Below are 23538 nucleotides of genomic sequence, written 5' to 3'. Positions count from 1 at the left end.
CCGCCCGCCCGGACCCGGGGCGACCAGGACGGTCGGCCCGTCCGGCGCCCTCAGCCGCGCCTCCCACCACGCGGCCCGCTCGGTCACGTCGAGCGAGTCGAGGAACTCCGGGGGCAGCAGCGCCGCGTAGGCGGCGCGCCACGAGCCGACGTGCACGGCGGCGATGCCCGCCGCGTCCTCGGGGGACGCCTCACGTATCGTCATGCGGCATTCTGGCGCCGCCCGTCCCGCCCGCGCAGGGAAACGGCGGAGGCGGGACGGGCGGAACCGCCGGCCTACGGCCGGTCCTCGCACAGGGCCGTGGTGAGGGTCTTGTACATGGCCGTCGCCGGGGCGCCGTTGAGCTGCGCGTTCGTGAGGCCGGAGGCGTACCGCCCGTCCTCGGTCACCAGGGTCTCCGAGTAGTAGCCCGGCACGCCGCCGTCGTGGCCCCAGGCGGTGCCGCCGCAGGGCAGGGGCAGCTTCAGGAGCCCCAGGCCGTAGCCGGGGTCCGCCGGGGTGCCGCCCGGGGTCAGGGGGACGGTCCTGGTCATCTCGGCGAGGCTCGCGGCCTGGAGCGCGCGGCCGTCGAAGAGGGCCCGGTAGAACGTGGTCAGATCCCGGGTGGTGGAGATGATCGCACCCGAACCGTGGAACAGCGACGGCTCGTGGGAGCGCGTGACGTCCGTCCACCAGAAGAAGCCGCCGACCCGCACGCCCGCGTGCCCGTGGATCAGCGGCGCCGGCACGACCCGGTCGCCGGGGGCGGGGAAGACGGTGTCGCCCAGGCCGAGCGGCGTGATCACCAGGTCGGTGACGGCCCGGTGGAGGGGCGCTCCGGTGAGCTTCTCCACCAGCATGCCCAGGATCTCGTAGTTGCCGTTCGAGTAGGCCCAGGTGGTGCCCGGCGCGGCCACCGAGGGCTCCCGCAGGGCCTCCTTCACCAGCGCGGCGAGCGTGTACGTGCCGTCGGCGCCCGCCTGCGGCGTGAGGACGCCGTCACGGGGGATGCCGCTGGTGTGCTGGAGCAGGTGCCGCACGGTGATCCGGGTGCCGTCGTGGCCGTTGCCCGTGACCACGCCGGGCAGGTGCCGCTCGATCGGGTCGTCGAGCGCGAGGGCGCCCCGCTCGGCGAGCTTCAGTACGGCGACGGCGAGGAAGGTCTTCGACTGGCTGCCGACCCGGAAGTGCTCGTCCGGTGCGAGGGAGTCCGCGGTGTGCAGGGTCGCCGTGCCCGAGGAGAGGTGCCAGGAACCGGCGGGCCCGCCCGCGAGCACGCCCGCGCCCGGGCCGCCGTTGGCGTTGAGCTCCTTGAGCGCGGCGAGGGTGGTCGCGTGGTCGCCGGACACCCCGGCGCGGGACTCGGCGTGGGCCGCCGTGGGCGCGGCGGCGAGCAGGGCGCCCGCGAGGGCGAGGACGAGGGTGAGACCCGGCTTGCGGCGTAAGGACATCGGGACGCTCCAGAAGGGGAGAGGGAAAGGGCGGGGGAGGCACGCGTACGGAGGCGGCCCGGCTTCCGTATCCGCGCCGCCCGCCCTTTCTAGAGAACCCTTCTAGAAGGCGGCTTGAGAAGAGGGCCTCGGGGCCGGGATGCCCGCGTGCGTCCCTCCCCGGCCCCTCCTGGGGCGGCGAATCCGCTCGAACCTCCGTATAAAGGGCACGGGGGTGCCTGCCCGGCGCCCCCGAGTGCGCTCAGGAGGTACGGGACATGGGGCGGACGGCTCCGGAGGGCCGCGGGCCGGTGCGGTACGGGCCCCCCGCACCGGACACCGGCCTGCCCGTCCTCCCCTCCCTGGCCGCCCTCGTGGCGGGGGCCGCCGGACGGACCGCCCCCGAACCGCCCGGCGGCGGGCCCGTCCTGCGCGAGGCCGCGGCCGGCTACTGGTGGCGGCGCGGACTGCGCACCCATGCCGAGGACGTCGTCGCCGCCCCCGGCGCCCCCGCCCTGCTGCTGGCTCTGCTCGCGGCCCACGGCGGCGACCTGCTGCTGCCCCGGCCCTGCCCCGCCTGGTGGACCCCGCAGGCCCGGCTCCTCGGGCGGCCCGCCTACCACGTGCCCACCTCCGCCGAGTGCGGCGGCGTCCCCGACCCGTACGCCCTCCTGGAGACGGTCCGGCGGGTCCGCGCAGAGGGCGGCCACCCCCGCCTCCTGCTCCTCTCGGTCGCCGACGACCCCACCGGCACCGTCGCCCCGCCCGAACTGGTCCGCGAGGCCTGCGAGGCGGCCGTCGCCGAGGGCCTGCACGTCGTCAGCGACGAGACCTGGCGCGACACCCTCCACCGGCCCCACGGGACCGTCCTCCTCAGCCCCGCCGAGATGTGCCCCGACGACGTCACCGTCCTCACCGACCTCGCCGGCGCCCTCACCCCGGCCGCCTGGCCGTGCGCCGTGGCCCGCTTCCCGCCCACCGCCCCCTCCCGCGCCGACCGCTGGGCCGACCGCAGAGCCCGTGTCCTCGACGTCCTCACCGCCCTCGGCGCCGTCGTCGCCGGCCCCGTCGCCCCCGCCGCCGCCCACGCCCTGGACGAACCCGGGGAGGTCACCGAACGCGCCCGGCGCGCCGCCACCGTGCACGGGCAGCTCGCCGCGGCCGCGCACCGCGCCGTCCTCGCCGCCGGCGCCCTCGCCCGGCCCCCGCAGGCCGGCCGCCACCTCTACGCCGACCTCGGCCCCCTGCGGACCGGCCTCGCCGCCCGGGGCGTCACCGACTCCCTGGAGCTGGAGGACCACCTCACCGCCCGCCTCGGCACCACCGTCCCCGGCGGCCACCGCTTCGGCGACGAACTCGGCGCCCTGCGCGTGAGGTGCGACACCGGCATGTTCCTGGGCACCACGGGAAACGAGCGGGACGAGACCTTCGTGTCGCCGGACCCCGTCGCCGTCCCCCACGCGGCCCGTGCGCTCGCGGAGTTCGCCACCGCCCTGGAGGAACTCCACTGACCCGCCCGCCGACCCCGCCCACCCGCCGCCGCGCAGAACGGAGCCCCGCCGATGACCGAACGGACGGCCCGCCCCGACCGGGCCACCGAGGTCCCGTACGGCCCCACCCCCACGGCCGGCTCCTCCGGTGCCGTCGCCCCCGGCGGCGGACTCCAGCCCGTCGGGCGGCTCCGCCAGGACTGGCCCCGCACCTTCACCGACCGCCTCACCGCCCCCCTGCCCGGCGTCCGCGCCTTCGCGCGACTCGCCCGCGAGGGAGCCGTCCGGCCCCGCCCCGAGGGGCTCCGCGACATCCCGCTGCTCCCCTTCGAGCCCGGCCCGCTCCCCGAGGCGGGCCCCGGCACCGTCGCCGTCACCTGGGCGGGGCACGCGAGCTGGGTCGTCCGCATCGGCGCCCTGACGGTCCTCACCGACCCCGTCTGGTCCCGGCGCATCCTCGGCACCCCGGCCCGGATCACGCCCGTCGGCGTCCGCTGGGAGGACCTGCCGCCCGTCGACGCCGTCGTCATCAGCCACAACCACTTCGACCACCTCGACGCCCCCACCCTCAGACGCCTGCCCCGCGACACCCCCGTCTTCGTCCCGGCCGGCCTCGGACGCTGGTTCTCCCGCCGCGGCTTCGTCCGCGTCACCGAGCTCGACTGGTGGGAGGCGGCCGAACTCGACGGCGTGCGCTTCGACTTCGTCCCGGCCCACCACTGGTCCAAGAGGACCCTCCTCGACACCTGCCGCACCCTGTGGGGCGGCTGGGTCCTGACCGACCGGGCCGGCCACCGCGTGTACTTCGCGGGCGACACCGGATACGGCCACTGGTTCGCCGAGATCGGCCGCCGCCACCCCGGGATCGACCTGGCGCTCCTCCCGATCGGGGCCTACGACCCGCGCTGGTGGCTCAGCGACGTGCACACCGACCCGGAGGAGGCCGTCCGCGCCCACCAGGACCTCGGCGCCCGCCGGATGGCCCCCATGCACTGGGCCACCTTCGTCCTCTCCTCCGAACCCGTCCTCGAACCGCTCACCCGCGTCAGGGCCGCCTGGGAACGTGCCGGACTGCCCCGCGAGGACCTCTGGGACCTGCCGGTCGGCGGTTCCCGCGTCCTCGTGCCGTGACCCGGCCGGCCGGTGCCCCGCCCGGCCGTCAGGCGCCGCCCCGCGCGCCCCGCACCCGGCGCCACACCGCGGGGGCCCCGCTGATCAGCAGGGCCAGGGCGACCGCCGCCACCACGCCCTGCCACGGCTCGGGGAAGAGGGAGCCGCCGAGGACCCCGATCAGCTGGTACGTCGCCGCCCACGCCAGACAGGCCGCCGCGTCGCCCCGGACGAACCGGCGCAGCGGCATCCCGCCCAGCAGGCACGCCAGCATCACCGGGATCCGCCCGGCCGGCACCAGCCGGGACAGCACGAGCACCGGGACCTGGTGGGTGTCGAGCCGTTCCTGGGCCCGCGCCAGCCGCTCGGGGGTGACCCGCCCGCGCAGCGAGGCCAGCCACCGGGAGCCGTTGCGGGAACGGACCCCGCGCTGTCCGAGCCAGTACAGCGCCGCGTCCCCGAGACAGGCGGCGAGGGAGGCCACCAGGAAGACGAACAGCGGTGAGAACGGGGACGTCTGGTGGAAGGCCACCACCGCCGCCGAGCTGACCAGTGCCCCCGTCGGCACCACCGGCACCAGGGCGCCGAGCGCCACCAGCAGGAAGAGGGTGGGGTAACCGACCGCCTGCTGCGTCGACTCCGGCGGCAGCTCGCCCACCGCCGCCACCAGCCCGTCGATCACCGGGAGACCTCCGGCCGCACCCGCTCGCCGTGTTCCGGCAGATGCACCGTCACCTTCGGCGCCCGGCGCGCCGCCAGCCGGACGAACTCCCCTCCGGGGGCGTGGAACTCGTGCGGCCGGAGCCCGTCGAGCCCGATCGGCCAGTACGTGCCGTAGTGCACGGGCACCGCCGCCGCGGGGGACAGCGCGGCGAGCGCCTCGGCCGCCCGCCCCGCGTCCAGATGGCCGTGGCCGAGGTACGGGCCCCAGCCGCCCACCGGGAGCAGCGCCACGTCCACCGGGCCCACCGCCTCCGCCATGTCGTCGAACAGACCGGTGTCCCCCGCGAAGTACGTGCGGGCCTCGCCGTCCACCACGTACCCGAGCGCGGGGGAGCGGTGCGGCCCGAACGGCAGCCGCCGCCCGTCGTGGAGCGCCGGCACCGCCCGTACCGTCACGCCCTCGACCACCACCTCGTCGCCGGCCGCCACCTCCGTCAGGCGCAGCCCTCGCGACCGGGCGAGCCGGCGCAGACCGGGTACGGCGGCGGGCGCGCCGCGCGGCACGACGAGCCGCGTCCCGGGCGCGAGCCGGGCGAGCGACGGCAGGTGCAGATGGTCCGCGTGCAGGTGCGAGACGAGGACGGCCTCGGCGGCCGCGGCCTCCGGCGGCGGCAGCGCCCCGCGCCGCCGCCGCAGGTGCGCGAGGCGCCGCGCGAACAGCGGATCGGTGAGGAAACGGACCCCGGAGTCCTCGACCGTGCAGGTCGCGTGGCCCCACCAGGTGACCTCCACCGGCACGCCGCCCTTCCCTCGTCGCGGGCCCGTCGCCGGGAGCGGCGCCACGGGCCTTCTGCCACGAGGGTAGAGGGACCGGGTGCCGGCGCGCCGCCCCCACCGCGCCCGCTCGCCCCGGACGGTGTCCGGAGGATGTCCGGGGGGTCGTCCGCCGCAGTAGGGTCGGGTCATGGACGACGTTCGGGTGGCGGCGATCGCCAGCCTCACCCCGCTCGAGGAGCTGGACAGCGACCCCTTCCTGGTGGACACGCGCAGCCAGCACGCGATGTGCGCCCGCTGGGCCGACGACCGGGGATATGTGCTCGCCAGCCAGTTGCTCTGCTACGGAATCCGTCCCGACCACGCGGAGCTCTGGTCGGACGTGGAGTCCGGTGCGGTCGATCTCTTCGTCGCCGCGAGCGAACGGGTCCTGGCCCGCGCGCTGACCTCCGTGGCGGGCTTTCGCGCGGAGTGCGCCCGCCGGGGCGTCCGGGTCGAGACGGTCGGACTTGACGAACCCGTGTACGACGCGGCGGCCAAGGCCGGGGTCCACCGGCGGCTGTCCATGCCCACGGCCGGGTACGACGGCTGCTGACGTCCCGCTCCCCGTCCCGTCCCGGATGGTGTGCCACGCTGGGGGGGCGGGAACGGGACGAAAGGGAAACCGGCGAAAGGCGAACCGGGCGTGGGTGACGGGCGATGGGGTGGCGCCGGCCGCTGGCGGACCGCGGGCCGTGCCCTGGCGCGGGTCGTCGTGGTGTGGGCGGTGTCGACCCTCACCATGCTGCTCCTGGCCGGGCTGCTGCCGGACTTCCAGCTCCAGTCCCCCGACGGCGACAGCCTCACCAGGACCGCGCTCACGGCGGCCTGGGGCGCCGGCGCCTTCGGTCTGCTCGGGGCGCTCGTCTGGCCGCTGGCCGTCCGGGCGCTGCTGCTGGTGCCCGCCCTCGTCCTCGGCCTCCTCGGCTTCTTCCTCAACGGCTCGCTGCTGCTCGTGGCGCTCTGGCTCATCCCCGACGGGCGCGGCGCCGCCGACCCGGAGACGGCGGTGGTGGTCGCCGCCGTCATGTCCGCGGTCGCCTCGGCCACCGCCACCGGCCTCGCCGTCCGCGACGACGAGGCCTACCGGCGGCGGCTCTACCGGCTCACCGGCCGCACCCGCCCCCGGGACCCGCGCTCCACCCCGGCGCCCGACGCCGGCACCGTCTTCCTCCAGCTCGACGGCGTCGGGTACGACGTGCTGCGGGACGCCGTCGCCGACGGCCTCATGCCGACCGTCGCCGGCCGGCTCGCCGCGGGCCACCGGCTCACCCCCTGGCGCACCGACTGGTCCAGCCAGACCGGCGCCAGCCAGCTCGGCATCCTGCACGGCTCCAACCACGACGTGCCCGCCTTCCGCTGGTACGAGAAGGACACCGGCCGGCTCATGGTGTCCAACCGCCCGGCGAGCGCCGTGGAGCTCCAGCGCCGGGCCGTGCTCCGCACCGGTGACGGGGGACTGCTCACCCTGGACGGCGCCTCCCGGGGCAACCTCTTCAGCGGTGGGGCCGACCAGGTCGCCCTGGTCCTGTCGACGGCCGCCCGGCGTGGCCCGCGCAACCGCTCGCGGGCCGGCTACTTCGCCTACTTCTCCGATCCGGCCAACGCCGTCCGCACGGTCGGCTCGTTCGCGGCCGAGTGCGTCCGCGAGGTGTACCAGTCCGCCCGGGCCCGGCTGCGGCGCGAGACGCCGCGGGTCTCGCGCGGCGGCGCCTACCCCTTCCTCCGTGCCTTCGCCACGGTCGTGGAGCGGGACGTCGTGGTGGCGGCCGTGATGGGCGACATGCTGGCCGGGCGCACCTGCGTGTACGCCGACCTCGTGGCGTACGACGAGGTGGCGCACCACTCGGGCCCGCAGGGCCGGGACACCGATCAGGTGCTGCGCCGTCTCGACCGGGCGATCGGGCTGATCGCGACCGTCGCCGAGCACGCGCCGCGCCCTTACCGGATCGTGCTCCTCTCCGACCACGGCCAGAGTCCGGGGGAGACCTTCGAGTCGGCGTACGGGCTGAGCCTGAAGGATCTCGTACGGGCCGGGTGCGGGCTGCCGGTGCCGCGCCGTGTCCGGCGCACGCGCAGCGGCTCCGAGGCGAGGGACGCGGCCGAGGAGGCGCTGCGCGGCGCCCTCCACCGGCCGGTGGAGGAGGGGGAGGAGAAGGAGCGGGAGCGGGAGCTGCCCGCGCGGCCGTCCGAGCCGGTGGTGCTGGCCTCCGGCAACCTGGGGCTGATCTCCTTCCCCGACGTGCCGCACCGGATGACCCGGGAGGAGATCGAGCGGCGTCATCCGGCGCTGCTGCGCACCCTCGCGCACCACCCGGGCATCGGTTTCCTCCTCGTGGCGAGCGCGGAGCACGGTTCGGTGGTGCTCGCCGGGGACGGGGTGGAGATCCCGGTCACCGAGCTGACCGACGACGGGCCGCTCGCGGTCTTCGGGCCGGGCGCGGCCGCGGCGGTGCGGCGGACGGACGGCTTCCCGCACGTCGCGGACATCATGGTCAACTCGATGTACGACCCCGCGACCGGGACCGTGCACGCCTTCGAGGAGCAGATCGGTTCCCACGGCGGCCTCGGCGGCGCGCAGTCCCGTGCCTTCCTGCTGTCGCCGCCCGAGCTGTCGCCGCCGGTCGCGGAGGGGGAGGAGCTGGTGGGCGCGGAGCGGGTGCACCGGGTGCTGCGGCGCTGGCTGCGGGAGTGCGCGGGGCCGCAGGTACCGCTGCCGCCCGTGGAGGATTCACCGTCCGAAGCTGAAGCGGAGCAACTTCTTCCGGTTGATGGGGTGGTCGCGCCGGACAAAAAACAGTGATTTGGACGCCTGTTCGCCGTATCGGACGATGGTCCGGATTGCACGACGGAAGGCGCACCACCCCATGAGCACGGCCACCACCACCCCCTCGCGCGCGACGGAACAGCCGCCCGCGGCCGACCGGCACGCCCGGCGGTTCGGACTCCCCGTCGCCACCGCCCTGGTCATGGGCAACATCATCGGGGGCGGCATCTTCCTGCTCCCCGCCTCCGTCGCCCCGCACGGCACGATCAGCCTCGTCGCCTTCGGCATCCTCACCCTCGGCGCCCTCGCCCTCGCCCTCGTCTTCGGCCGCCTCGCCCACCGCCACCCGCGGACGGGCGGCCCGTACGTCTACGCCCGCGAGGCCTTCGGCGACTTCGCCGGATTCCTCGCCGCCTGGTCGTACTGGATCACCGCCTGGGTCTCCAACGCCGCGCTCGCCGTCGCCGCCGTCGGTTACCTCGACGTCCTCGTGCCACTGCACGACGCGAAGCCCGCCACCATCGGCGCCGCGCTCCTCATCCAGTGGCTGCCCGCCGTCGCCAACCTCGCCGGCACCCGCTACGTCGGCGCCGTCCAGCTCGTCGCGACCGTCCTGAAGTTCGTACCGCTGCTGCTGGTCGCCGTCGGAGGGTTCTTCTTCTTCGACAGCGCCAACCTCGGCCCCTTCCGGGGCGACGCCGACGGCAGCGCCGCCGGGGCCGTCACCGCCGCCGCCGCGATCCTCCTCTTCAGCTACCTCGGCGTCGAGTCCGCCGCCGTCAGCGCCGGCGAGGTCCGCGACCCGCGCCGCAACGTCGGCCGCGCCACCGTCCTCGGCACCCTCGGCGCCGCCGCCCTCTACCTGCTCACGACGGTCTCCGTCTTCGGCACCGTCCCGCACGAGCGGCTCGTCGAGTCCAGCGCCCCCTTCACCGACTCGGTCAACCTCATGTTCGGCGGCACCTGGGGCGGGGCCGCCGTCGCCTGCATGGCCCTCGTCTCGATGGTCGGCGCGCTCAACGGCTGGACGCTGCTCAGCGCCCAGACCCCGTACGCCGCCGCCCGCGACGGGCTGTTCCCCCAGGTCTTCACCGTCAAGCGCCGGGGCGTCCCGACCGTCGGCGTCCTCGTCACCGTGGTCCTCGCCTCGCTCCTGACCGTCTACAACTACACGGTCGGCACCGAGGGGGTCTTCGAGACGCTGGTGCTCGTCACCACCTTCACCGCCACCGTCCCCTACCTCCTCTCCACCGCGGCCCAGCTCTACTTCCTGGTCTCCGGGCAGGCCGAGCGGGTGCACCGCGCCCGCCTGGTGCGGGACGCCGTCCTCGCCCTCGCCGCCTTCGGCTTCTCCCTCTGGCTCGTCGCGGGCTCCGGCTACGCCGCCGTCTACCAGGGTGTGCTGTTCCTCTTCGCGGGCGTCCTCGTCCACGCCGTCATGTCCGCCCGCAAGCGGCGCGCGGCGACCGCCGCCGGGACGGCGGATCCGGCTCCGCCGGCGTAGCGGGGCCGGACGGACGCGGCCGGGCCGGCACCCCGGTCCGGCAGCGGCATTACCTCCGGCGTCATCGACCCCCGGCGGGCCGCGCGGCATGCTCACAGACACCGGAACCCGGGCGGCGCACTCCGCCCGGGCTCCGGCCCACCGCCCCGCGAACGTCTCCTCTGGAGGGTGATCCGCCATGTCCCAGGCCCTGCTCGCCGGTCTCGCCCGCACCACCCGGCCGCACTCCGCGCTGCGCCGTTTCCTCGCCCTCGACGCCGTGGTCACCGGGGCCAACGGGCTGGCCTACCTGGCCGCCTCGGGACCGCTCGGCGAACTCCTCGGCGTGGACGCCGGGCTGCTGCTCGAACTCGGCGTGTGTCTCACCCTGTTCGCCGCCGCCGTCGGCGCGCTCGCGACCCGCCCGCAGCCCCCCGCCCTCGCCGTCAAGCTGGTCGTCGACGCCAACGTCCTCTGGGCCGTCCTCAGCCTCGTCGCCCTCGTCGCCTGGCTGGAGCCGACCACCGCCGGCACCCTGTGGACACCCGTGCAGGCGGCCACCGTCGCCGGCTTCGCCGCCCTCCAGTGGACCGCCCTGCGGGCCGTCAGCCGCTGAGGGCCCGCAGATACGCGACCGTCGCCGGGTCGGCCGGGAGGAACGTCTCGATGGCCAGCTCGGCGACCGTCACGTCCATCGGCGTGTTGAAGGTCGAGATGGACGACACGAAGGACAGCACCTGCCCGTCGTGCTCGATCCGCAGCGGCAGCGCGAAGTACGGGTACGGCTCCGGGTCCGGCCGGTCGCCCGCGTCACCGGCGCCCTCCGGCAGCGGATAGGCGGCGACCTCCTCGTACAGCGCGCGCAGCGGCTCCGAACGCGCCAGCGCGATCTGCCGCTCCATCTGCGCCAGGAGATGACCGCGCCACTCCCGCAGGTTGCGGATGCGGGGGGCGAGGCCCTCCGGGTGGAGGGTGATCCGCATGGCGTTCGCCGGCTGCGCCACGAGGTGCTCCGGCAGCCCGTCGAGGAGCAGACCGATGCCCCGGTTGGCCGCCACCACGGTGTACGAGCCGTCCACCACCAGCGCCGGGTACGGGTCGTACCCCTCCAGGAGCCGCTCGATGCCCTCCCGGAGCGTCGCGAGGCGCGGCGCGTCGAGCGGTGACTCCGTGTACCGGGGGGCGTAACCCGCCGCCAGGAGCAGCGCGTTGCGCTCCCGTACCGGTACGTCCAGATGCTCCGCGAGCTTGAGGATCATCTCCTCGCTCGGCCGGGAACGGCCCGTCTCCACGAAGGAGATGTGCCGGGCCGAGGAGTCCGCGCGCAGCGCCAGCTCCAGCTGGCTCAACCGCCGCCGCTCGCGCCATCCGCGCAGCAGCGGCCCCACTCCCGTGTCGCTCACGACGGTTGTCATGGGCAGACGGTATCCCAGAGGTGGACCCGGGTACCGTCCTCCTGGACCGCTGTCCGCCGCCCGCGCCACCCGACCGGAGGGAGCACCGCCGTGCCCACACAGCCGCTGTCGCAGAAGGAGATCGAGGACCGCCTGCGGGAGCTTCCCGGCTGGGCCGTCGAGGACGACCGCCTCCTGCGCACCTACCGGCTCGCCGACCACTTCGCCGCGACCGCGCTCGTCGTTCACGTGGCCCAGATCCAGCAGGAACTGGACCACCACTCCGACCTCACCCTCGGCTACGACACCGTCGCGGTCTCCGTCCACACCCACTCCGCCGGCGGCGTCCTCACCGAGAAGGACTTCACCCTCGCCGAGCGCGTCCAGGGCATCGCCCCGGGCCACGGCGCCACCTGACGGACCGTAGGATCCGTGTCCATGGGGGACACGGTGCTGGACTACGAGGCCGAGGCGGCGCACTACGACGAGACGCGCGGCGGGGTGCCGCGCGCGGAAGCCGCCGCCGCGGCCGTGCTCCGGCTCCTCCCGCCCGGCACCGGCACCCTGCTCGACCTCGCCTGCGGCACCGGCCTCGTCACCGAGCGCCTCATCCGCCCCGGCCTGCGCGTGTACGGGGCCGACGCCGCCCACGCGATGCTGCGGGTGGCCGGGGCGCGCCTGCCGGGACGGGCCGTCCGCGCCGACGCCCGGCGGCTGCCGCTGCCCGACGCCTCCGTGGACGCCGTCTGCGCCGTCTGGCTCCTGCACCTCGTCCCGTACGCCGAGGAGATCGTCGCCGAGGCCGCCCGGGTGCTCCGCCCCGGTGGCGTCCTGGTGGCGACCGTCGACAAGGACGCCGCCCATGACGTCGGCAGCGACATCGACGCGCTCCTGCGCCCCCACCGGGCGACCGCGTCCGCCTCCGACGACTCCGCGCGCCTCACCCGGCACGCCGCCGCCCACGGCCTCGACCCCGCGCCCGGCACGCGTTTCACCGGCCACGGCCAGGGCGCCACCCCGCGCGGCACGGCGAACCGGCTGCGGCGCGGGCACTACGCCCCCTGGTACCGCGGCGACGCCACGGCCACCGAGCGCCTCACGGCCGCCCTCGCCGCCCTCCCGCACCAGGACCGGCCCCGCCCGGAGCCCCGCTACCCGCTGGCCGCCTTCGTCCGGCGCGGCTGACCACCCGCACGGCGCGGACGTGCCGCCCGGGCCCCGCCGCCGGCCCAGCCGGTGACGGAGGCCCGGGGCCTGATCGTGGCCCCGGCCCGCACGGCGCCACGCGCGTACGCGGGCCCGTCCAGCGGCCGGCCCCGCGCGTCGGCGCCGGGACCTGGGTGTGCCGCCAGGTCCGGCGACCGCGCCCCCGGCTCCTTCTCGGCCCGGCGCGGTCGGCCGCACGTGGGCGCCGCCGGCCGGTCCGCTCCGTACACCGCGTCCGATCGCCCGTGCACCCCGAAACGACGGCGTCCGTTTGCCGTAACAGCAAGATTTCTCGCGCTGCGGGAGCGTCCTCGCCACCCTGGAGCCATGAGTCAGCACTCCGCATCCCACGCCCCGCAGACCTCCACCGCCACCCATGCCCCGGACCACGCGCACGGCCACGGGCACGCCCATGCCCACGGGCCCGAGGGCGGTCAGCCGGACTGGAACGCCCTCGCGCCGCTCCTGGAGGCCGAGGCCGAGATCGCGAGCCCCGCCTACGCCGAAGCGGCCGCCTGGCTCGGCACGCTCGGCACCGTCCACGGCGTGCGCCGGGTCCTCGACGTCGGCAGCGGACCCGGCGTCGTCACCACCCTGCTCGCCGAGGCCTTCCCGGCCGCCGAGGCCGTCGCCGTCGACGCGAGCCCCGAACTCCTGGAGCGGGCCCGCGCCCGGGCAGAGGCCCGGGGACTCGGCGCCCGCGTGAGCACCCTGCGGGCCGAGCTCCCCGAGGACCTCACCCGCCTCGGCGAGGCCGACCTGATCTGGGCCGGCAACTCCCTGCACCACCTCGGCGACCAGCGGGCGGCGCTCACCGCGTTCGCCGGGCTGCTGCGGCCCGGCGGCCTGGTCGCCCTGGTGGAAGGCGGCCTCCCGCCCCGCCACCTCCCGCGCGACCTGGGCTTCGGCCGCCCGGGCCTGGAGGCGCGGCTCGACGCCCTGAACGCCGACCGGTTCGCCCGGATGCGCGCCGAGCTGCCCGGCGCCAAGGACGAGACGGAGGACTGGCGGGCCCTCCTCACCGCCGCCGGCCTGACGCCCGCCGGTACCCGCACCTTCCTCACCGACGCCCCGGCCCCCGTGTCCCCCGTCGTCCGCGAACTCGCCGTCACCACCTTCACCCGCCTGCGGGAAGCCCTCGGCCCCTCGCTCGACGCCGAGGACCGCGCGACCCTCGACCGCCTCCTCGACCCCGCCGACGACCGGTCCCTCCACCACCGCCCGGACGTCTTCCACCTGACCGCCCGCACCGTCCACACGGCCCGCAAGGGATAGCCGGCACCCGTCCCGTCCTCCCGTCCGCGCCGACCCGCCTGCCGCCCGGCCCGGACCTCACCGCCATCGGCGTCGACCGGAAGGTCCTCGCCCACCGGCATGGCCGCCGCGCCGGCGGCGGCCATGCTCTCCGTCCTGCCGCTGCCGCTCGCGGCGACGACAATCGCGGGGCGGCGGCCGGAGCCGGGCCCTCGCGGTGGCCGGCCTACGGGGGACGGACCCGCCCCCCGCCGCGTCAGGACACCGGCTCCAGCCGCCACCACTGGAAGGGGGAGTCGGTGTCCTCCCACTGCCGGATGTCGGCCCCCTCCTCCTTCGACTCGTCGGCCACCTCCAGGAGCAGCCCGCTGATGAAGCTCACCAGCGTGACCGTGCCCGGCGACTGGAGGTCCTGCGCGATGATCCACTCCTGGGCGCCGAAATTGTTCGCCCTCCACTGCTGGATGCGGGCGCCGTTCTCCGTCGAGGCGTTGGCGACGTCGAGCCGCTTCCCGCTCGCCGCGTTCACCAGGTGGTAGAGGCCCCCGCCGTTCGGGACCTGGCTGACGTGCCAGTGCTGACCGGGCGCGCCGTTCTCGGCGCCCTGCTGCACCTTGGCGCCGCCGCGCGACGACCCCCTGTACACCTCCAGGAGCAGCCCGCTGGCCACGTTCCGCACCCGGTAGAGCCCCTCCTCGACCGGCCCCGGGGAGCCGTTCACCGTACCCACTGCTTCTCCACCCCTCCTCAGGTACGAACCGGCCGCGAACCGGCGCGACCGGTGCCGGCCGCCACGACCGGCGCGACCGTACGGCGAGCCGTCCCCGCGACCGGGCCCGACGCGCCCGACCCCGGGGGCGCCGTGCGCGCCCCCGGGGTCGTCCCGCTGTGCCGTGCCTCAGGCGCCGGCGTCGAACACGGCCGGGTCCGGGCCCAGGCGCCGGCCCTCGTCCAGCGCCGCGATGGCGGCCAGATCCTCGGCGTCCAGCTCGAAGTCGAAGACGTCGATGTTCTCGCGGATGCGCGAGGGCGTCACCGACTTCGGGATCACCACGTTCCCGAGCTGGAGGTGCCAGCGCAGCACCACCTGGGCCGGCGTCCTGTCGTGCTTCCGGGCGACGGCGACGATCGCCGGCACCTCCAGGAGCCCCCGGCCCTGGCCGAGCGGCGACCACGCCTCGGTCGCGATGCCGTGCCGGGCGTGCGCCTCCCGCGAGGCCGCCTGGGCCAGCTGCGGGTGGAGCTCGATCTGGTTGACGGCCGGCACGACCGAGGTCTCCGCGATCAGCCGCTCCAGATGATCGGGAAGGAAGTTCGACACGCCGATCGCCCGGGCGCGCCCGTCGGCCTGGATCTTCTCGAAGGCGCGGTACGTGTCGACGTACGCGTCCTTCGACGGCACCGGCCAGTGGATGAGGTACAGGTCGACGTAGTCCAGCCCCAGCTTCTCCAGGGAGGCGTCGAAGGCGCGCAGCGTCGAGTCGTGGCCCTGCTCGCTGTTCCACAGCTTCGTGGTCACGAAGAGTTCCTCGCGGGGGATCCCGGAGGAGGCGAGGGCACGGCCCGTGCCCCGCTCGTTCTCGTAGATCGCGGCCGTGTCGATCGACCGGTAACCGGCCTCCAGGGCGGTGGACACGGCCGTCGCCGCCTCGTCGTCCGGCACCTGCCAGACACCGAAGCCGAGCTGCGGCATCGCCACGCCGTTGTTCAGGGTGACCGAGGGGACCTTGCTGTCCGTGCTCACGTGGATGGGATCCTTACGTCGTCGCGTTCGTACGAAGGGGTACGCCTTCGCGTACCCCCACAGCGTGAACGATCATCCCCGCCTCCGCATTCCGCACCGCCGGGCCGCGCCCCTCCGCGCGGGGGACCGATCCGGCGGCCGGCCTCAGCGGTAGAGCGCCTCGACCTCCGCCGCGTACGCCGTCTCGATCGCCCGGCGCTTCAGCTTCAGGGAGGGCGTGAGCAGGCCGTGCTCCTCGCTGAAGGGGTGGGCCAGGATCCGGAAGGTCCGGATGGACTCCGCCTGCGAGACCAGCGTGTTCGCGGCCACCACCCCACGGCGTATCTCCGTCTCCAGGGCCGGGTCGCGCACCATCGCGGCCGGCGGCAGCGGCGGCCGGCCCTGCATGGCGAGCCAGTGCTCCACCGCCTCCTGGTCGAGCGTGACCAGGGCGGCGATGTACGGGCGGTCGTTGCCGACGACGATGCACTGGGCGATCAGCGGGTGGGAGCGCACCCGCTCCTCGAGCGCGGTGGGGGCGACGCTCTTGCCGCCCGAGGTCACCAGGATCTCCTTCTTGCGGCCCGTGATCGTGAGATAGCCGTCCTCGTCGAGCGCGCCCAGGTCACCGGTGGCGAGCCAGCCGTCGTTCAGCGCGGCGGCCGTCTCGCCGGGGGCGTTGAGATAGCCGGAGAAGACCTGTCCGCCGTGCACCCACACCTCCCCGTCCCCGGCGATGTGCACCGTCGTGCCGGGGATCGGCTGCCCGACCGTGCCGTACTTGACCCGGCCCGGCGGGTTCGCGGTGGCCGCCGCCGTCGTCTCCGTCAGGCCGTACCCCTCGAAGACCGTGACCCCCGCACCGGCGAAGAACAGTCCCGTGCGGCGGTCCATCGCCGAGCCGCCCGACATCGCGTGCCGGATCCGCCCGCCCAGCGCCTCGCGGACCCTGGCGTACACCGTCCTGTCGAAGAACTGGTGCTGCACGCGCAGTGCGGCCGACGGCCCGGGGCCGAGGCCGAACGCCTTGTGCTCCAGCGCCTCGGCGTAGCGGACGGCCACCTCCACGGCCTTCTCGAAGGGGGCTCCCCTCCCTTCCCGTTCGGCCCTGCGGCGGGCCGCGTCGAGAATCTTCTCCAGGACGTACGGGACGGCGAGGACGAAGCTCGGCCGGAACGCGGCCAGGTCCGGCAGCAGCTCGGCGGCGGCCATCACCGGCTGGTGGCCGAGCTTCACCCCGCCGCGCACCGCCGCCACCTCCACCATCCGGCCGAAGACGTGCGCCAGCGGGAGGAAGAGCAGGGTGGACGCCTGGTCGCCCGGCCGGGAGCGGAAGACCGGCTCCCAGCGGCCGATCAGCATGTCGGACTCGACCATGAAGTTGGCGTGGGTCAGGACGCAGCCCTTCGGCGGCCCCGTCGTGCCCGACGTGTAGATGACGGTGGCCACCGATTCGGGGGTGACCGCGCGCCGGTGGCGCTGCACCACGTCCTCGTCGATCCCGGTGCCCGCGGCGGTCAGCTCCGCGACCGCGCCCTCGCCGGCGTCCAGCTGCCACAGCCGCTGGAGCCGGGGCAGCCGGTCCACCACGGAACCGATCGTCATGGCGTGGTCCTCGTGCTCCACCACGCAGGCGGTGACCCCGGCGTCGTGCAGCATCCAGAAGACCTGCTCGGCGGAGGAGGTCGGATAGACGGGGACGGGCTGGGCGCCCAGCGTCCACAGCGCGAAGTCGAACAGCGTCCACTCGTAGCGGGTCCGGGACATGATCGCCACCCGGTCCCCGAACCGCACGCCCTGCGCGATCAGACCCTTCGCCAGCCCCAGGACCTCGTCGCGGAACCGCGCCGCCGTCACGTCCCGCCAGCGGCCGTCCGGGCCCTTTCGGGCGAGCGCGACGTGGTCGGGAGCCTCCTCGGCGCGGCGGAACACGGTGTCCGCCAGGCCGCCGGTCGGTACGGCCGCCTCGACGGGCGGCACGGTGAACTCACGCACTGACCTGCTCCTCCCTCGACGGCTCGGTGGCTGAAAGGGGCCGTTGTCGCTCTCCGTACGGCGCGGGTGACGGTACCCCACGGGCCTGCCCCGCGGGAGGGGCTTCACCAAGCCGGGACCTTGCCCGTTGCGGCAGGTCAGGCCCGGTGAGGGGACAAGTCTCGGACCGCCCGGGGAGGTTGCCGGCCGCCCGGTACGTCCGCCGGTGCGGAATCTCCACGGAATCCGTACCGGCCGCGCACGCCCCGACCGCCGCGCCGACGGGGTCCACCGGGCCGGCCCCGGGTCCCCGGCGGGACGGCCGGCCGCCGCGTCCCGCCGCCGGTACCGGAGGATGGGGGACGTGACGACCCGCGACACCCCGAGCAGCACCCCGACCGCCCCCGGGCCCGAGGGCGCCCCCGGCGCGGCCGGATCCGCGCGTACGCAGGGGGCCGGCTCCCCGGGCGCGGCCGGATCCGCGCGTACGGAGGGGGTCGGATCCCCGGGCGCGGCCGGATCGCCGGCCCCGTCCCGTACCCGCCGGCTGCTGCCCTCCTGGCTGCCGGTCGACGGCTACGTCCTCGCCCTGCTCGCCACCGTGGGACTCGCCGCGCTCCTGCCGGCCTCCGGCACCGCCGCCACCGTCGCCCAGGGAGCCTCCTCCGCGGCCGTCGCCTTCCTCTTCTTCCTCTACGGGGCCCGCCTCTCCACCCGGGAGGCACTCGACGGCCTCCGCCACTGGCGGCTCCACCTCACCGTCCTCGCCTGCACCTTCCTCCTCTTCCCGCTCCTCGGGCTCGCCGCCCGGGGCCTCGTCCCCGCGGTGCTCACCCCGCCGCTGTACACGGGCTTCCTCTTCCTCTGCCTGGTGCCCTCCACCATCCAGTCCTCCATCGCCTTCACCTCGATCGCCCGGGGAAACGTCCCGGCGGCGATCTGCGCCGGCTCCTTCTCGTCCCTCGCCGGCATCGTCCTCACCCCGCTGCTCGCGGCGGCGCTCCTCGGCGGCAGCACCGGCGGTCTCTCGGCCGACTCCCTGCTCACGATCGTGCTCCAGCTGCTCGCGCCGTTCGTGGCCGGGCAGCTCCTGCGCCGCTGGATCGGCGGCTTCGTCCTGCGGCGCAAGAAGGTGCTCGGGCTCGTCGACCGGGGGTCGATCCTCCTCGTCGTCTACACCGCTTTCAGCCAAGGAATGGTCGCCGGCGTCTGGCGGCTCGTGACCCCGGCGCGGGTGGGGTTGCTCCTCGCCGCCGAGGCCGTCCTGCTGGCGGTCATGCTCGCCGTCACCTGGTACGGCGCGAAGCGGCTCGGCTTCGGGCGGGCCGACCGCATCGCCATTCAGTTCGCCGGGTCCAAGAAGAGCCTGGCGGCCGGGCTCCCCATGGCGAGCGTCCTCTTCGGTGCTCAGGCCTCACTGGCCGTCCTGCCGCTGATGCTGTACCACCAGATGCAGCTGATCGTCTGCGCCGTCGTGGCCCGTCGCCGTTCCCGTGACCCGGAGGCCCCGGACCACGCGGGCCCGTGACCGGGAAGCCCCGCGCTCCGGCACCCGGCGCCCGGCGGCCCCCGGACCGGTGACCCGGAGGTGCGCCCCGGTGCCCCGGGACGTCCCGTCGGCCGGATCACACCCCCGCCCACCCCCCGGTGATCATCCGGGCCGCTACGGTGCTCCCATGCCCGCACTCGATCCCGGCCGCACCGCGCTCGTCCTCGTCGACCTGATGGAGCGCCTCGTCGCGTTGCCCCTCGCCCCCCGCCCCGGTACGGAGGTGGTCTCGGCCGCCGGCCGCCTCGCCGACGCCTTCCGGACCGCCGGCGCGCCCGTGGTCCACCTCCGGGCCGAGCGGCCGAACGTCGACCGTCAGCCGCCCGGCAGCGGACTGGTGGCCGAACTCGTCCGCGAGGGCGAGCCCGTCGTCGTCAAGCGCACCATCGGCGGCTTCCAGGACACCGGCCTCCACGAGCTGCTCTCCGGACTCGGCACCACCACCCTCGTCCTCGGCGGCGTCGCCACCAACCTCGGCGTCGAGTCCACCGCCCGCGCGGCCTGCGACCACGGCTACGACCTCGTCTTCGCCGAGGACGCCATGTCCGCCCTCACCGCCGACGAGCACCGGGCCTCGGTCGACCTCGACTTCCCCCGCCTCGGCACCGTCGCCGCCGTCTCCGCGATCACCCTGGACGGCCCCGCGTGAGCCGCGTCCCGATACGGTACGGGGCCCGCCCCTGCTCCCTCGTCGTCTGCCGCGGCTGCTGTTGCGGAGACGCCCGCAAGAATCCCGGCACCGACCACGCCGGACAGCTGGCCCGGCTCCGCGAGGCGGCCGCGGCCTCCGGCGGCCGGCTCGCCGTCCGCACCAGCGACTGCCTCGGCCCCTGCGCCCAGGGCAACATCGTCGTGGTGCAGCCCTCCACCGAGGGCCGGCGGCGCGGCGGACGGGCCGCATGGGTCGGCTTCACCCTGGACGACGACTCCCTCGACGCCATCCTCGCCTGGACCGAGGCCGGCGGCCCCGGCATCGCCCCGCCCCCGCCCGCGCTCACCCTCCAGATGGTCGACCCGCCGAAGAACTGACCGTCCCGGCCGCGGCCGGCCTCCCGGGCGCACCGCTCCGGGAGGCCGCGCGGCACCCTCCGGCCCCCGGTGTCACAGCACGATGCGGTGCTCTCCCGCGTACACGTTCATGTCCGGGCCGCGCAGGAAGCCCACCAGCGTCATCCCCGCCTCCGCAGCCAGGTCCACGGCCAGCGAGGACGGCGCCGACACCGCGGCCAGCACCGGGATCCCCGCCATGACCGCCTTCTGCGCCAGTTCGAACGAGGCCCGCCCCGACACCAGCAGCACCGCCCGCTCCAGCGGCAGCCGCCCCTCCCGCAGCGCCCGCCCCACCAGCTTGTCCACCGCGTTGTGCCGGCCCACGTCCTCCCGGACGTCGAGCAGCTCGCCGTCCTCCGAGAACAGCGCCGCGGCGTGCAGCCCGCCGGTCGTGTCGAAGACCCGCTGCGCCTCCCGCAGCCGCCCGGGCAGCGCCGACAGCAGCTCCGGCGTCAGCCGCAGCGGGGGAGCGTCCGCGATCGGGAACCGGGCCGTGGTCCGTACCGCGTCCAGGCTGGCCTTGCCGCACAGCCCGCACGAGGAGGTCGTGTAGACGTTCCGCTCCAGGGTGATCTCCGGGATCACGACCTCGTGGGCCGCCCGCACGTCCACCACGTTGTAGGTGTTCCCGCCGTCGTCCCTGGCCCCGGCGCAGTACGCGACGTTCCGCACGTCGGAGGCCGCGGCCAGTACGCCCTCGCTGACCAGGAAGCCCACCGCGAGGGCGAAGTCGTCACCCGGCGTCCGCATGGTGATCGCGATCGGGCGGCCGTTCAGCCGGATCTCCAGCGGCTCCTCGGCCACCAGCGTGTCCGGCCGGGTGTTCACCGCCCCGCCCCGGATCCGTACGACCCGCCGCCGCTCCGTGACCCGTCCCATGCACCGCACCCACTTCGCTCACACCGACCCGACCGGCCCATTCTCCCTCCCGCCCGACCCACCGCGCCGGAACCTTTCTTCCCGTGCGGGGCCGCTGCCACCGCAGGCCTTGTCACGGTCGGCCAAGCGACGTGAAGGAATCTTGGCGGATCACGTGCCCGGTTACCCACCGGTCGCTGGCGAGACTGGGGGGTCCTGCCGACGAACGACTCACCGAGGGGGTCCCGGTATGACGGGCACTCGCATCACCGGGCTAGGGCACTACCAGCCCGCCAAGGTGCTCACCAACCACGACCTCGAGCAACTGGTCGACACCGACGACGCCTGGATCACCAGCCGCGTCGGTATCCGCACCCGGCACGTCGCAGGCCCCGAGGAGCCCGTCGACGAGCTCGCCGCCCACGCCGCGGGCAAGGCACTCGCCCACGCCGGACTCACCCCCGCCGACATCGACCTGGTCCTCGTCGCCACCTCCACCGCCGTCGACCGCTCGCCCAACACGGCCGCCCGCGTCGCCGCCCGCCTCGGCATGACCTCCCCGGCCACCATGGACCTCAACGTCGTCTGCGCCGGCTTCACCCACGCCCTCGCCACCGCCGACCACGCCGTACGCGCCGGGGCCGCCCGCCGCGCCCTGGTCATCGGCGCCGACAAGATGACCGAGGTCACCGACTGGACCGACCGCACCACCTGCGTCCTCGTCGGCGACGGCGCGGGGGCCGCCGTCGTCGAGGCGACCGACACCGACACCGGCGCGATCGGGCCCGTGCTCTGGGGCTCCGTCCCCGAGATGGGCCACGCCGTCCGCATCGAGGGCACCCCGCCGCGCTTCGCCCAGGAGGGCCAGACCGTCTACCGGTGGGCCACGCAGCGGCTTCCCGCCCTCGCCCGCGAGGTGTGCGCCCGCACCGGCGTCGCCCCCGAGGACCTCGCCGGTGTCGTGCTGCACCAGGCCAACCTGCGCATCATCGAGCCGCTCGCCGCCAAGATCGGTGCGGTCAACGCGGTCGTGGCGCGGGACGTCGTCGACTCCGGAAACACCTCCGCCGCCTCCATCCCGCTCGCCCTCGCCAAGCTCGTCGAGCGCGGCGAGCTGCCCTCCGGCTCGCCGGTCCTCCTCTTCGGCTTCGGCGGCAACCTCTCGTACGCCGGTCAGGTGGTCCGCGTCCCCTGACCCTCCGGCGGCCCGCCCCGTTCGGCGGAGCCCGGTGGCGGCCCGCCGGGACCCCGCCTAGCTTCGATCGCGGCGAGGGTCGCACCGGACCCCCCGGCCGCGGAACCGCTCCGCGCCCGCGACCCCCGCGTGACCCGGAGGTCCCCATGCGCGCGATACGTGTCCGTGCGGCCGCTTCCGCCACCCTGCTCGCCGCCCTGTCCCTCGGCCTCGCGGCGCCGGCGGCCCTCGCCGGCGAGGGCGACGCGGCGGGTGCCGGAGCGGGCGCGGGCGCTGCCGGGGGCGACCTCGCGGTCCCGGGGCCGGCCGACACCGGAGAGGCGACACCCCTCGGAAGCACCGGCGACGGCGTGGACGCCACCGCCGGTACGGGCCCCGCGCACCCGGTCGTCCCGCCGCCTCCCGTGGAACCCCCGGCGTCCCTGGAGTCCCCGGCACCCGTCGATCCCCTCGCTCCCGCGGACGCGTCCGAGACGGTGGACCCGGCCTATCCGGTGCCTCCGGCCCCGCTCGGTCACGGCGGGGACGGTGGCGACGGCGGGCAGCAGCACGGGATCACCTCCTTCGGCTTCTCCGTCACCCCGGCGACGGTGGCGCCCGGTGGCACCGTCACCCTCACCGCCGAGGGTTGCGAGGCGCCGTCCGTGACCGTCACCTCCGGGATCTTCGACACCGTGACGCTCACCGGGGGCAGCCCGGGCACCGCGACCGTCGACGCCGACGCGAAGGCCGGTGCGCGGTACGAGGTCGCCTTCGACTGCAAGGGCGAGCGGGGCACCACCACCTTGACCCTCGTCTCCGGCTCCTCCGAGAGCCGGCCCCCCGGGGCCCACAAGGGCGTCAAGGCCGGATTCGGCGACGCCCGCTCCACCGGCCTCGGGGCCACCGAACTGGTCACCGGCACCGTCCTCATCGCCGGCGCGCTCGCCGCCGCCGTCGTCCTGATCCGCCGGCGCGGCGCGGACGGCGGCGCCTGAGGTTCGGTCCCCGGCCGACGGACGGCCCCTCCGCCCCGGTGTGACGAGGTCCGGGGCGGAGGGGCGCCACCCGCTTTGACCCACGGGTACGAGGAGGAGGACGGGTGCGGGACACACCGGAACCGGGCGGAGCCGCCGGCCCGCCCCGGGGGCACGGCGCCGCCGCCCACCGGCGCGGCGCCTGGGGGCTGGTCGCCGTGGCGCTCCTCGCCGGGGTGCACCTGGTGCGCGGCGGCGCGGCGGAGCTGCGGACCGACGCCCCTCCGCAGCCCCTCGCCGCCTCGGCGCCGGACGCTGCCGGGGCCCGCGCCCCCGCCCCGTACGCCGCCGGTCCGCTGCCCGCCTCACCGCCGGTCCGGGTGCGGGTCCCCGCGCTCCGGGTCGACGCGCCGGTGACGGCCGTGGGCCTGGACGCGGAGGGCTGGATCGAGGCACCGCCCCCGGAGGACGGGCGGACGACCGGCTGGTTCACCGGTGCCGTCACCCCGGGCGAGCGCGGCACCGCCGTCGTCGTCGGCCATGTCGACACCCCGCGGGGCAGGGCGGTCTTCCACGGTCTCGGCGCGCTCACCCCGGGCCACCGCGTGGAAATCCTCCGCCGGGACGGCCGGACCGCCGTGTTC

At 75.7% G+C, this 23538-nt stretch carries 23 protein-coding genes and 1 pseudogene; 15 read left to right on the top strand and 9 right to left on the bottom strand.

Annotated features, from left to right (window positions below; genetic code table 11):
* Together RIF68_RS04140 and RIF68_RS04135 are read right to left on the bottom strand one after the other, a co-directional pair.
* Positions 1-204 (bottom strand): annotated as a pseudogene (locus tag RIF68_RS04140) (GNAT family N-acetyltransferase); the annotation flags it as partial.
* 71 nt (positions 205-275) lie between these two features.
* On the bottom strand, positions 276-1430 hold the full coding sequence (locus tag RIF68_RS04135; RefSeq protein WP_309049733.1) for a serine hydrolase domain-containing protein: 1155 nt from the start codon (positions 1428-1430) through the stop codon (positions 276-278).
* Between the two features lie 257 nt (positions 1431-1687).
* Here RIF68_RS04135 and RIF68_RS04130 point away from each other — a divergent pair, with 257 nt between their 5' ends.
* Together RIF68_RS04130 and RIF68_RS04125 are read left to right on the top strand one after the other, a co-directional pair.
* Positions 1688-2920 (top strand): aminotransferase class I/II-fold pyridoxal phosphate-dependent enzyme, encoded by a 1233-nt coding sequence (locus RIF68_RS04130; protein WP_309049732.1) that lies wholly within the window; start codon positions 1688-1690, stop codon positions 2918-2920.
* A gap of 51 nt (positions 2921-2971) precedes the next feature.
* Positions 2972-4030 carry an MBL fold metallo-hydrolase gene (locus RIF68_RS04125; protein ID WP_309049731.1) on the top strand — a complete coding sequence of 353 codons (1059 nt, stop codon included), beginning with the start codon at positions 2972-2974 and terminating at the stop codon, positions 4028-4030.
* A 28-nt stretch (positions 4031-4058) separates the two neighbouring features.
* On the opposite strand, the gene RIF68_RS04120 is transcribed toward RIF68_RS04125, so the two are convergent.
* Both RIF68_RS04120 and RIF68_RS04115 read right to left on the bottom strand, forming a co-directional pair.
* Positions 4059-4691 (bottom strand): VTT domain-containing protein, encoded by a 633-nt coding sequence (locus RIF68_RS04120; protein WP_309049730.1) that lies wholly within the window; start codon positions 4689-4691, stop codon positions 4059-4061.
* Complete coding sequence (locus RIF68_RS04115; RefSeq protein ID WP_309049729.1) at positions 4688-5470, bottom strand: MBL fold metallo-hydrolase; 783 nt, start codon at positions 5468-5470, stop codon at positions 4688-4690. Before RIF68_RS04115 ends, RIF68_RS04120 begins: the two co-directional genes overlap by 4 nt.
* 166 nt (positions 5471-5636) lie before the next feature.
* Between RIF68_RS04115 and RIF68_RS04110 the strand changes: the two genes are divergently transcribed.
* The 4 genes from RIF68_RS04110 to RIF68_RS04095 all read left to right on the top strand — a co-directional run bounded on the left by RIF68_RS04110 (position 5637) and on the right by RIF68_RS04095 (position 10351).
* Complete coding sequence (locus RIF68_RS04110) at positions 5637-6041, top strand: hypothetical protein (protein ID WP_309049728.1); 405 nt, start codon at positions 5637-5639, stop codon at positions 6039-6041.
* Positions 6042-6131: 90 nt separating this feature from the next.
* A complete protein-coding gene (locus RIF68_RS04105) occupies positions 6132-8288 on the top strand; it encodes a phage holin family protein (RefSeq protein ID WP_309049727.1) in 2157 nt (718 codons plus the stop codon).
* Between the two features lie 64 nt (positions 8289-8352).
* Positions 8353-9756, top strand: coding sequence for an amino acid permease (locus RIF68_RS04100; RefSeq protein WP_309049726.1), 1404 nt, complete (start codon positions 8353-8355; stop codon positions 9754-9756).
* 178 nt (positions 9757-9934) lie between these two features.
* Positions 9935-10351 (top strand): hypothetical protein, encoded by a 417-nt coding sequence (locus tag RIF68_RS04095; protein WP_309049725.1) that lies wholly within the window; start codon positions 9935-9937, stop codon positions 10349-10351.
* On the opposite strand, the gene RIF68_RS04090 is transcribed toward RIF68_RS04095, so the two are convergent.
* Positions 10341-11150 carry a helix-turn-helix transcriptional regulator gene (locus RIF68_RS04090; protein WP_309049724.1) on the bottom strand — a complete coding sequence of 270 codons (810 nt, stop codon included), beginning with the start codon at positions 11148-11150 and terminating at the stop codon, positions 10341-10343. The genes RIF68_RS04095 and RIF68_RS04090 overlap by 11 nt on opposite strands.
* 90 nt (positions 11151-11240) lie before the next feature.
* Between RIF68_RS04090 and RIF68_RS04085 the strand changes: the two genes are divergently transcribed.
* The 3 genes from RIF68_RS04085 to RIF68_RS04075 all read left to right on the top strand — a co-directional run bounded on the left by RIF68_RS04085 (position 11241) and on the right by RIF68_RS04075 (position 13610).
* The gene (locus tag RIF68_RS04085; RefSeq protein WP_309049723.1) at positions 11241-11546 is read left to right on the top strand and encodes a 4a-hydroxytetrahydrobiopterin dehydratase; all 306 of its coding nucleotides are present in this window, start codon (positions 11241-11243) and stop codon (positions 11544-11546) included.
* A gap of 33 nt (positions 11547-11579) precedes the next feature.
* On the top strand, positions 11580-12314 hold the full coding sequence (locus RIF68_RS04080) for a class I SAM-dependent methyltransferase (protein ID WP_309049737.1): 735 nt from the start codon (positions 11580-11582) through the stop codon (positions 12312-12314).
* Positions 12315-12662: 348 nt separating this feature from the next.
* Positions 12663-13610, top strand: a complete 948-nt coding sequence (locus tag RIF68_RS04075) for a class I SAM-dependent methyltransferase (protein WP_309049722.1) — start codon at positions 12663-12665, stop codon at positions 13608-13610.
* 235 nt (positions 13611-13845) lie between these two features.
* On the opposite strand, the gene RIF68_RS04070 is transcribed toward RIF68_RS04075, so the two are convergent.
* The 3 genes from RIF68_RS04070 to RIF68_RS04060 form a co-directional block, all read right to left on the bottom strand.
* Positions 13846-14310: an RICIN domain-containing protein gene (locus RIF68_RS04070; RefSeq protein WP_309049736.1), complete on the bottom strand. Its 465-nt coding sequence runs from the start codon at positions 14308-14310 to the stop codon at positions 13846-13848.
* 177 nt (positions 14311-14487) lie between these two features.
* Positions 14488-15282 carry an aldo/keto reductase gene (locus RIF68_RS04065; protein WP_309049735.1) on the bottom strand — a complete coding sequence of 265 codons (795 nt, stop codon included), beginning with the start codon at positions 15280-15282 and terminating at the stop codon, positions 14488-14490.
* Between the two features lie 195 nt (positions 15283-15477).
* On the bottom strand, positions 15478-17307 hold the full coding sequence (locus RIF68_RS04060) for a long-chain fatty acid--CoA ligase (RefSeq protein WP_309049721.1): 1830 nt from the start codon (positions 17305-17307) through the stop codon (positions 15478-15480).
* A 526-nt stretch (positions 17308-17833) separates the two neighbouring features.
* Here RIF68_RS04060 and RIF68_RS04055 point away from each other — a divergent pair.
* The 3 genes from RIF68_RS04055 (at position 17834) to RIF68_RS04045 (ending at position 19864) form a co-directional block, all read left to right on the top strand.
* Positions 17834-18814: a bile acid:sodium symporter family protein gene (locus tag RIF68_RS04055; RefSeq protein WP_309049734.1), complete on the top strand. Its 981-nt coding sequence runs from the start codon at positions 17834-17836 to the stop codon at positions 18812-18814.
* 148 nt (positions 18815-18962) lie between these two features.
* Positions 18963-19484, top strand: a complete 522-nt coding sequence (locus tag RIF68_RS04050; RefSeq protein WP_309049720.1) for an isochorismatase family protein — start codon at positions 18963-18965, stop codon at positions 19482-19484.
* A complete protein-coding gene (locus RIF68_RS04045; protein ID WP_309049719.1) occupies positions 19481-19864 on the top strand; it encodes a (2Fe-2S) ferredoxin domain-containing protein in 384 nt (127 codons plus the stop codon). Before RIF68_RS04050 ends, RIF68_RS04045 begins: the two co-directional genes overlap by 4 nt.
* Before the next feature lie 72 nt (positions 19865-19936).
* On the opposite strand, the gene fdhD is transcribed toward RIF68_RS04045, so the two are convergent.
* Complete coding sequence (gene fdhD / locus RIF68_RS04040; RefSeq protein WP_309049718.1) at positions 19937-20764, bottom strand: formate dehydrogenase accessory sulfurtransferase FdhD; 828 nt, start codon at positions 20762-20764, stop codon at positions 19937-19939.
* Positions 20765-20993: 229 nt separating this feature from the next.
* On the opposite strand from fdhD, the gene RIF68_RS04035 reads away from it, so the two are divergent.
* The 3 genes from RIF68_RS04035 to RIF68_RS04025 form a co-directional block, all read left to right on the top strand.
* The gene (locus RIF68_RS04035; protein ID WP_309049717.1) at positions 20994-21938 is read left to right on the top strand and encodes a beta-ketoacyl-ACP synthase III; all 945 of its coding nucleotides are present in this window, start codon (positions 20994-20996) and stop codon (positions 21936-21938) included.
* Positions 21939-22084: 146 nt separating this feature from the next.
* Positions 22085-22915, top strand: coding sequence for a hypothetical protein (locus RIF68_RS04030; RefSeq protein WP_309049716.1), 831 nt, complete (start codon positions 22085-22087; stop codon positions 22913-22915).
* 104 nt (positions 22916-23019) lie between these two features.
* Positions 23020-23538, top strand: a 519-nt coding sequence (locus RIF68_RS04025; protein ID WP_309049715.1) for a sortase domain-bontaining protein, incomplete at its 3' end; no start/stop codon positions are given.

The organism is Streptomyces sp., from assembly GCF_031178505.1.
Taxonomy (GTDB): Bacteria; Actinomycetota; Actinomycetes; order Streptomycetales; family Streptomycetaceae; genus Streptomyces; species Streptomyces gulbargensis.
This window is presented reverse-complemented; position numbering and strand designations above follow the sequence as displayed.

Excerpts from the sequence above, each read along its gene's own strand:
- RIF68_RS04135 (WP_309049733.1), bottom strand. The coding sequence starts at position 1,430 with ATGTCCTTACGCCGCAAGCCGGGTCTCACCCTCGTCCTCGCCCTCGCG.
- RIF68_RS04130 (WP_309049732.1), top strand. The coding sequence starts at position 1,688 with ATGGGGCGGACGGCTCCGGAGGGCCGCGGGCCGGTGCGGTACGGGCCC.
- RIF68_RS04125 (WP_309049731.1), top strand. The coding sequence starts at position 2,972 with ATGACCGAACGGACGGCCCGCCCCGACCGGGCCACCGAGGTCCCGTAC.
- RIF68_RS04110 (WP_309049728.1), top strand. The coding sequence starts at position 5,637 with ATGGACGACGTTCGGGTGGCGGCGATCGCCAGCCTCACCCCGCTCGAG.
- RIF68_RS04100 (WP_309049726.1), top strand. The coding sequence starts at position 8,353 with ATGAGCACGGCCACCACCACCCCCTCGCGCGCGACGGAACAGCCGCCC.
- RIF68_RS04095 (WP_309049725.1), top strand. The coding sequence starts at position 9,935 with ATGTCCCAGGCCCTGCTCGCCGGTCTCGCCCGCACCACCCGGCCGCAC.
- RIF68_RS04090 (WP_309049724.1), bottom strand. The coding sequence starts at position 11,150 with ATGACAACCGTCGTGAGCGACACGGGAGTGGGGCCGCTGCTGCGCGGA.
- RIF68_RS04075 (WP_309049722.1), top strand. The coding sequence starts at position 12,663 with ATGAGTCAGCACTCCGCATCCCACGCCCCGCAGACCTCCACCGCCACC.
- RIF68_RS04065 (WP_309049735.1), bottom strand. The coding sequence starts at position 15,282 with ATGCCGCAGCTCGGCTTCGGTGTCTGGCAGGTGCCGGACGACGAGGCG.
- RIF68_RS04050 (WP_309049720.1), top strand. The coding sequence starts at position 18,963 with ATGCCCGCACTCGATCCCGGCCGCACCGCGCTCGTCCTCGTCGACCTG.
- fdhD (WP_309049718.1), bottom strand. The coding sequence starts at position 20,764 with ATGGGACGGGTCACGGAGCGGCGGCGGGTCGTACGGATCCGGGGCGGG.
- RIF68_RS04035 (WP_309049717.1), top strand. The coding sequence starts at position 20,994 with ATGACGGGCACTCGCATCACCGGGCTAGGGCACTACCAGCCCGCCAAG.
- RIF68_RS04030 (WP_309049716.1), top strand. The coding sequence starts at position 22,085 with ATGCGCGCGATACGTGTCCGTGCGGCCGCTTCCGCCACCCTGCTCGCC.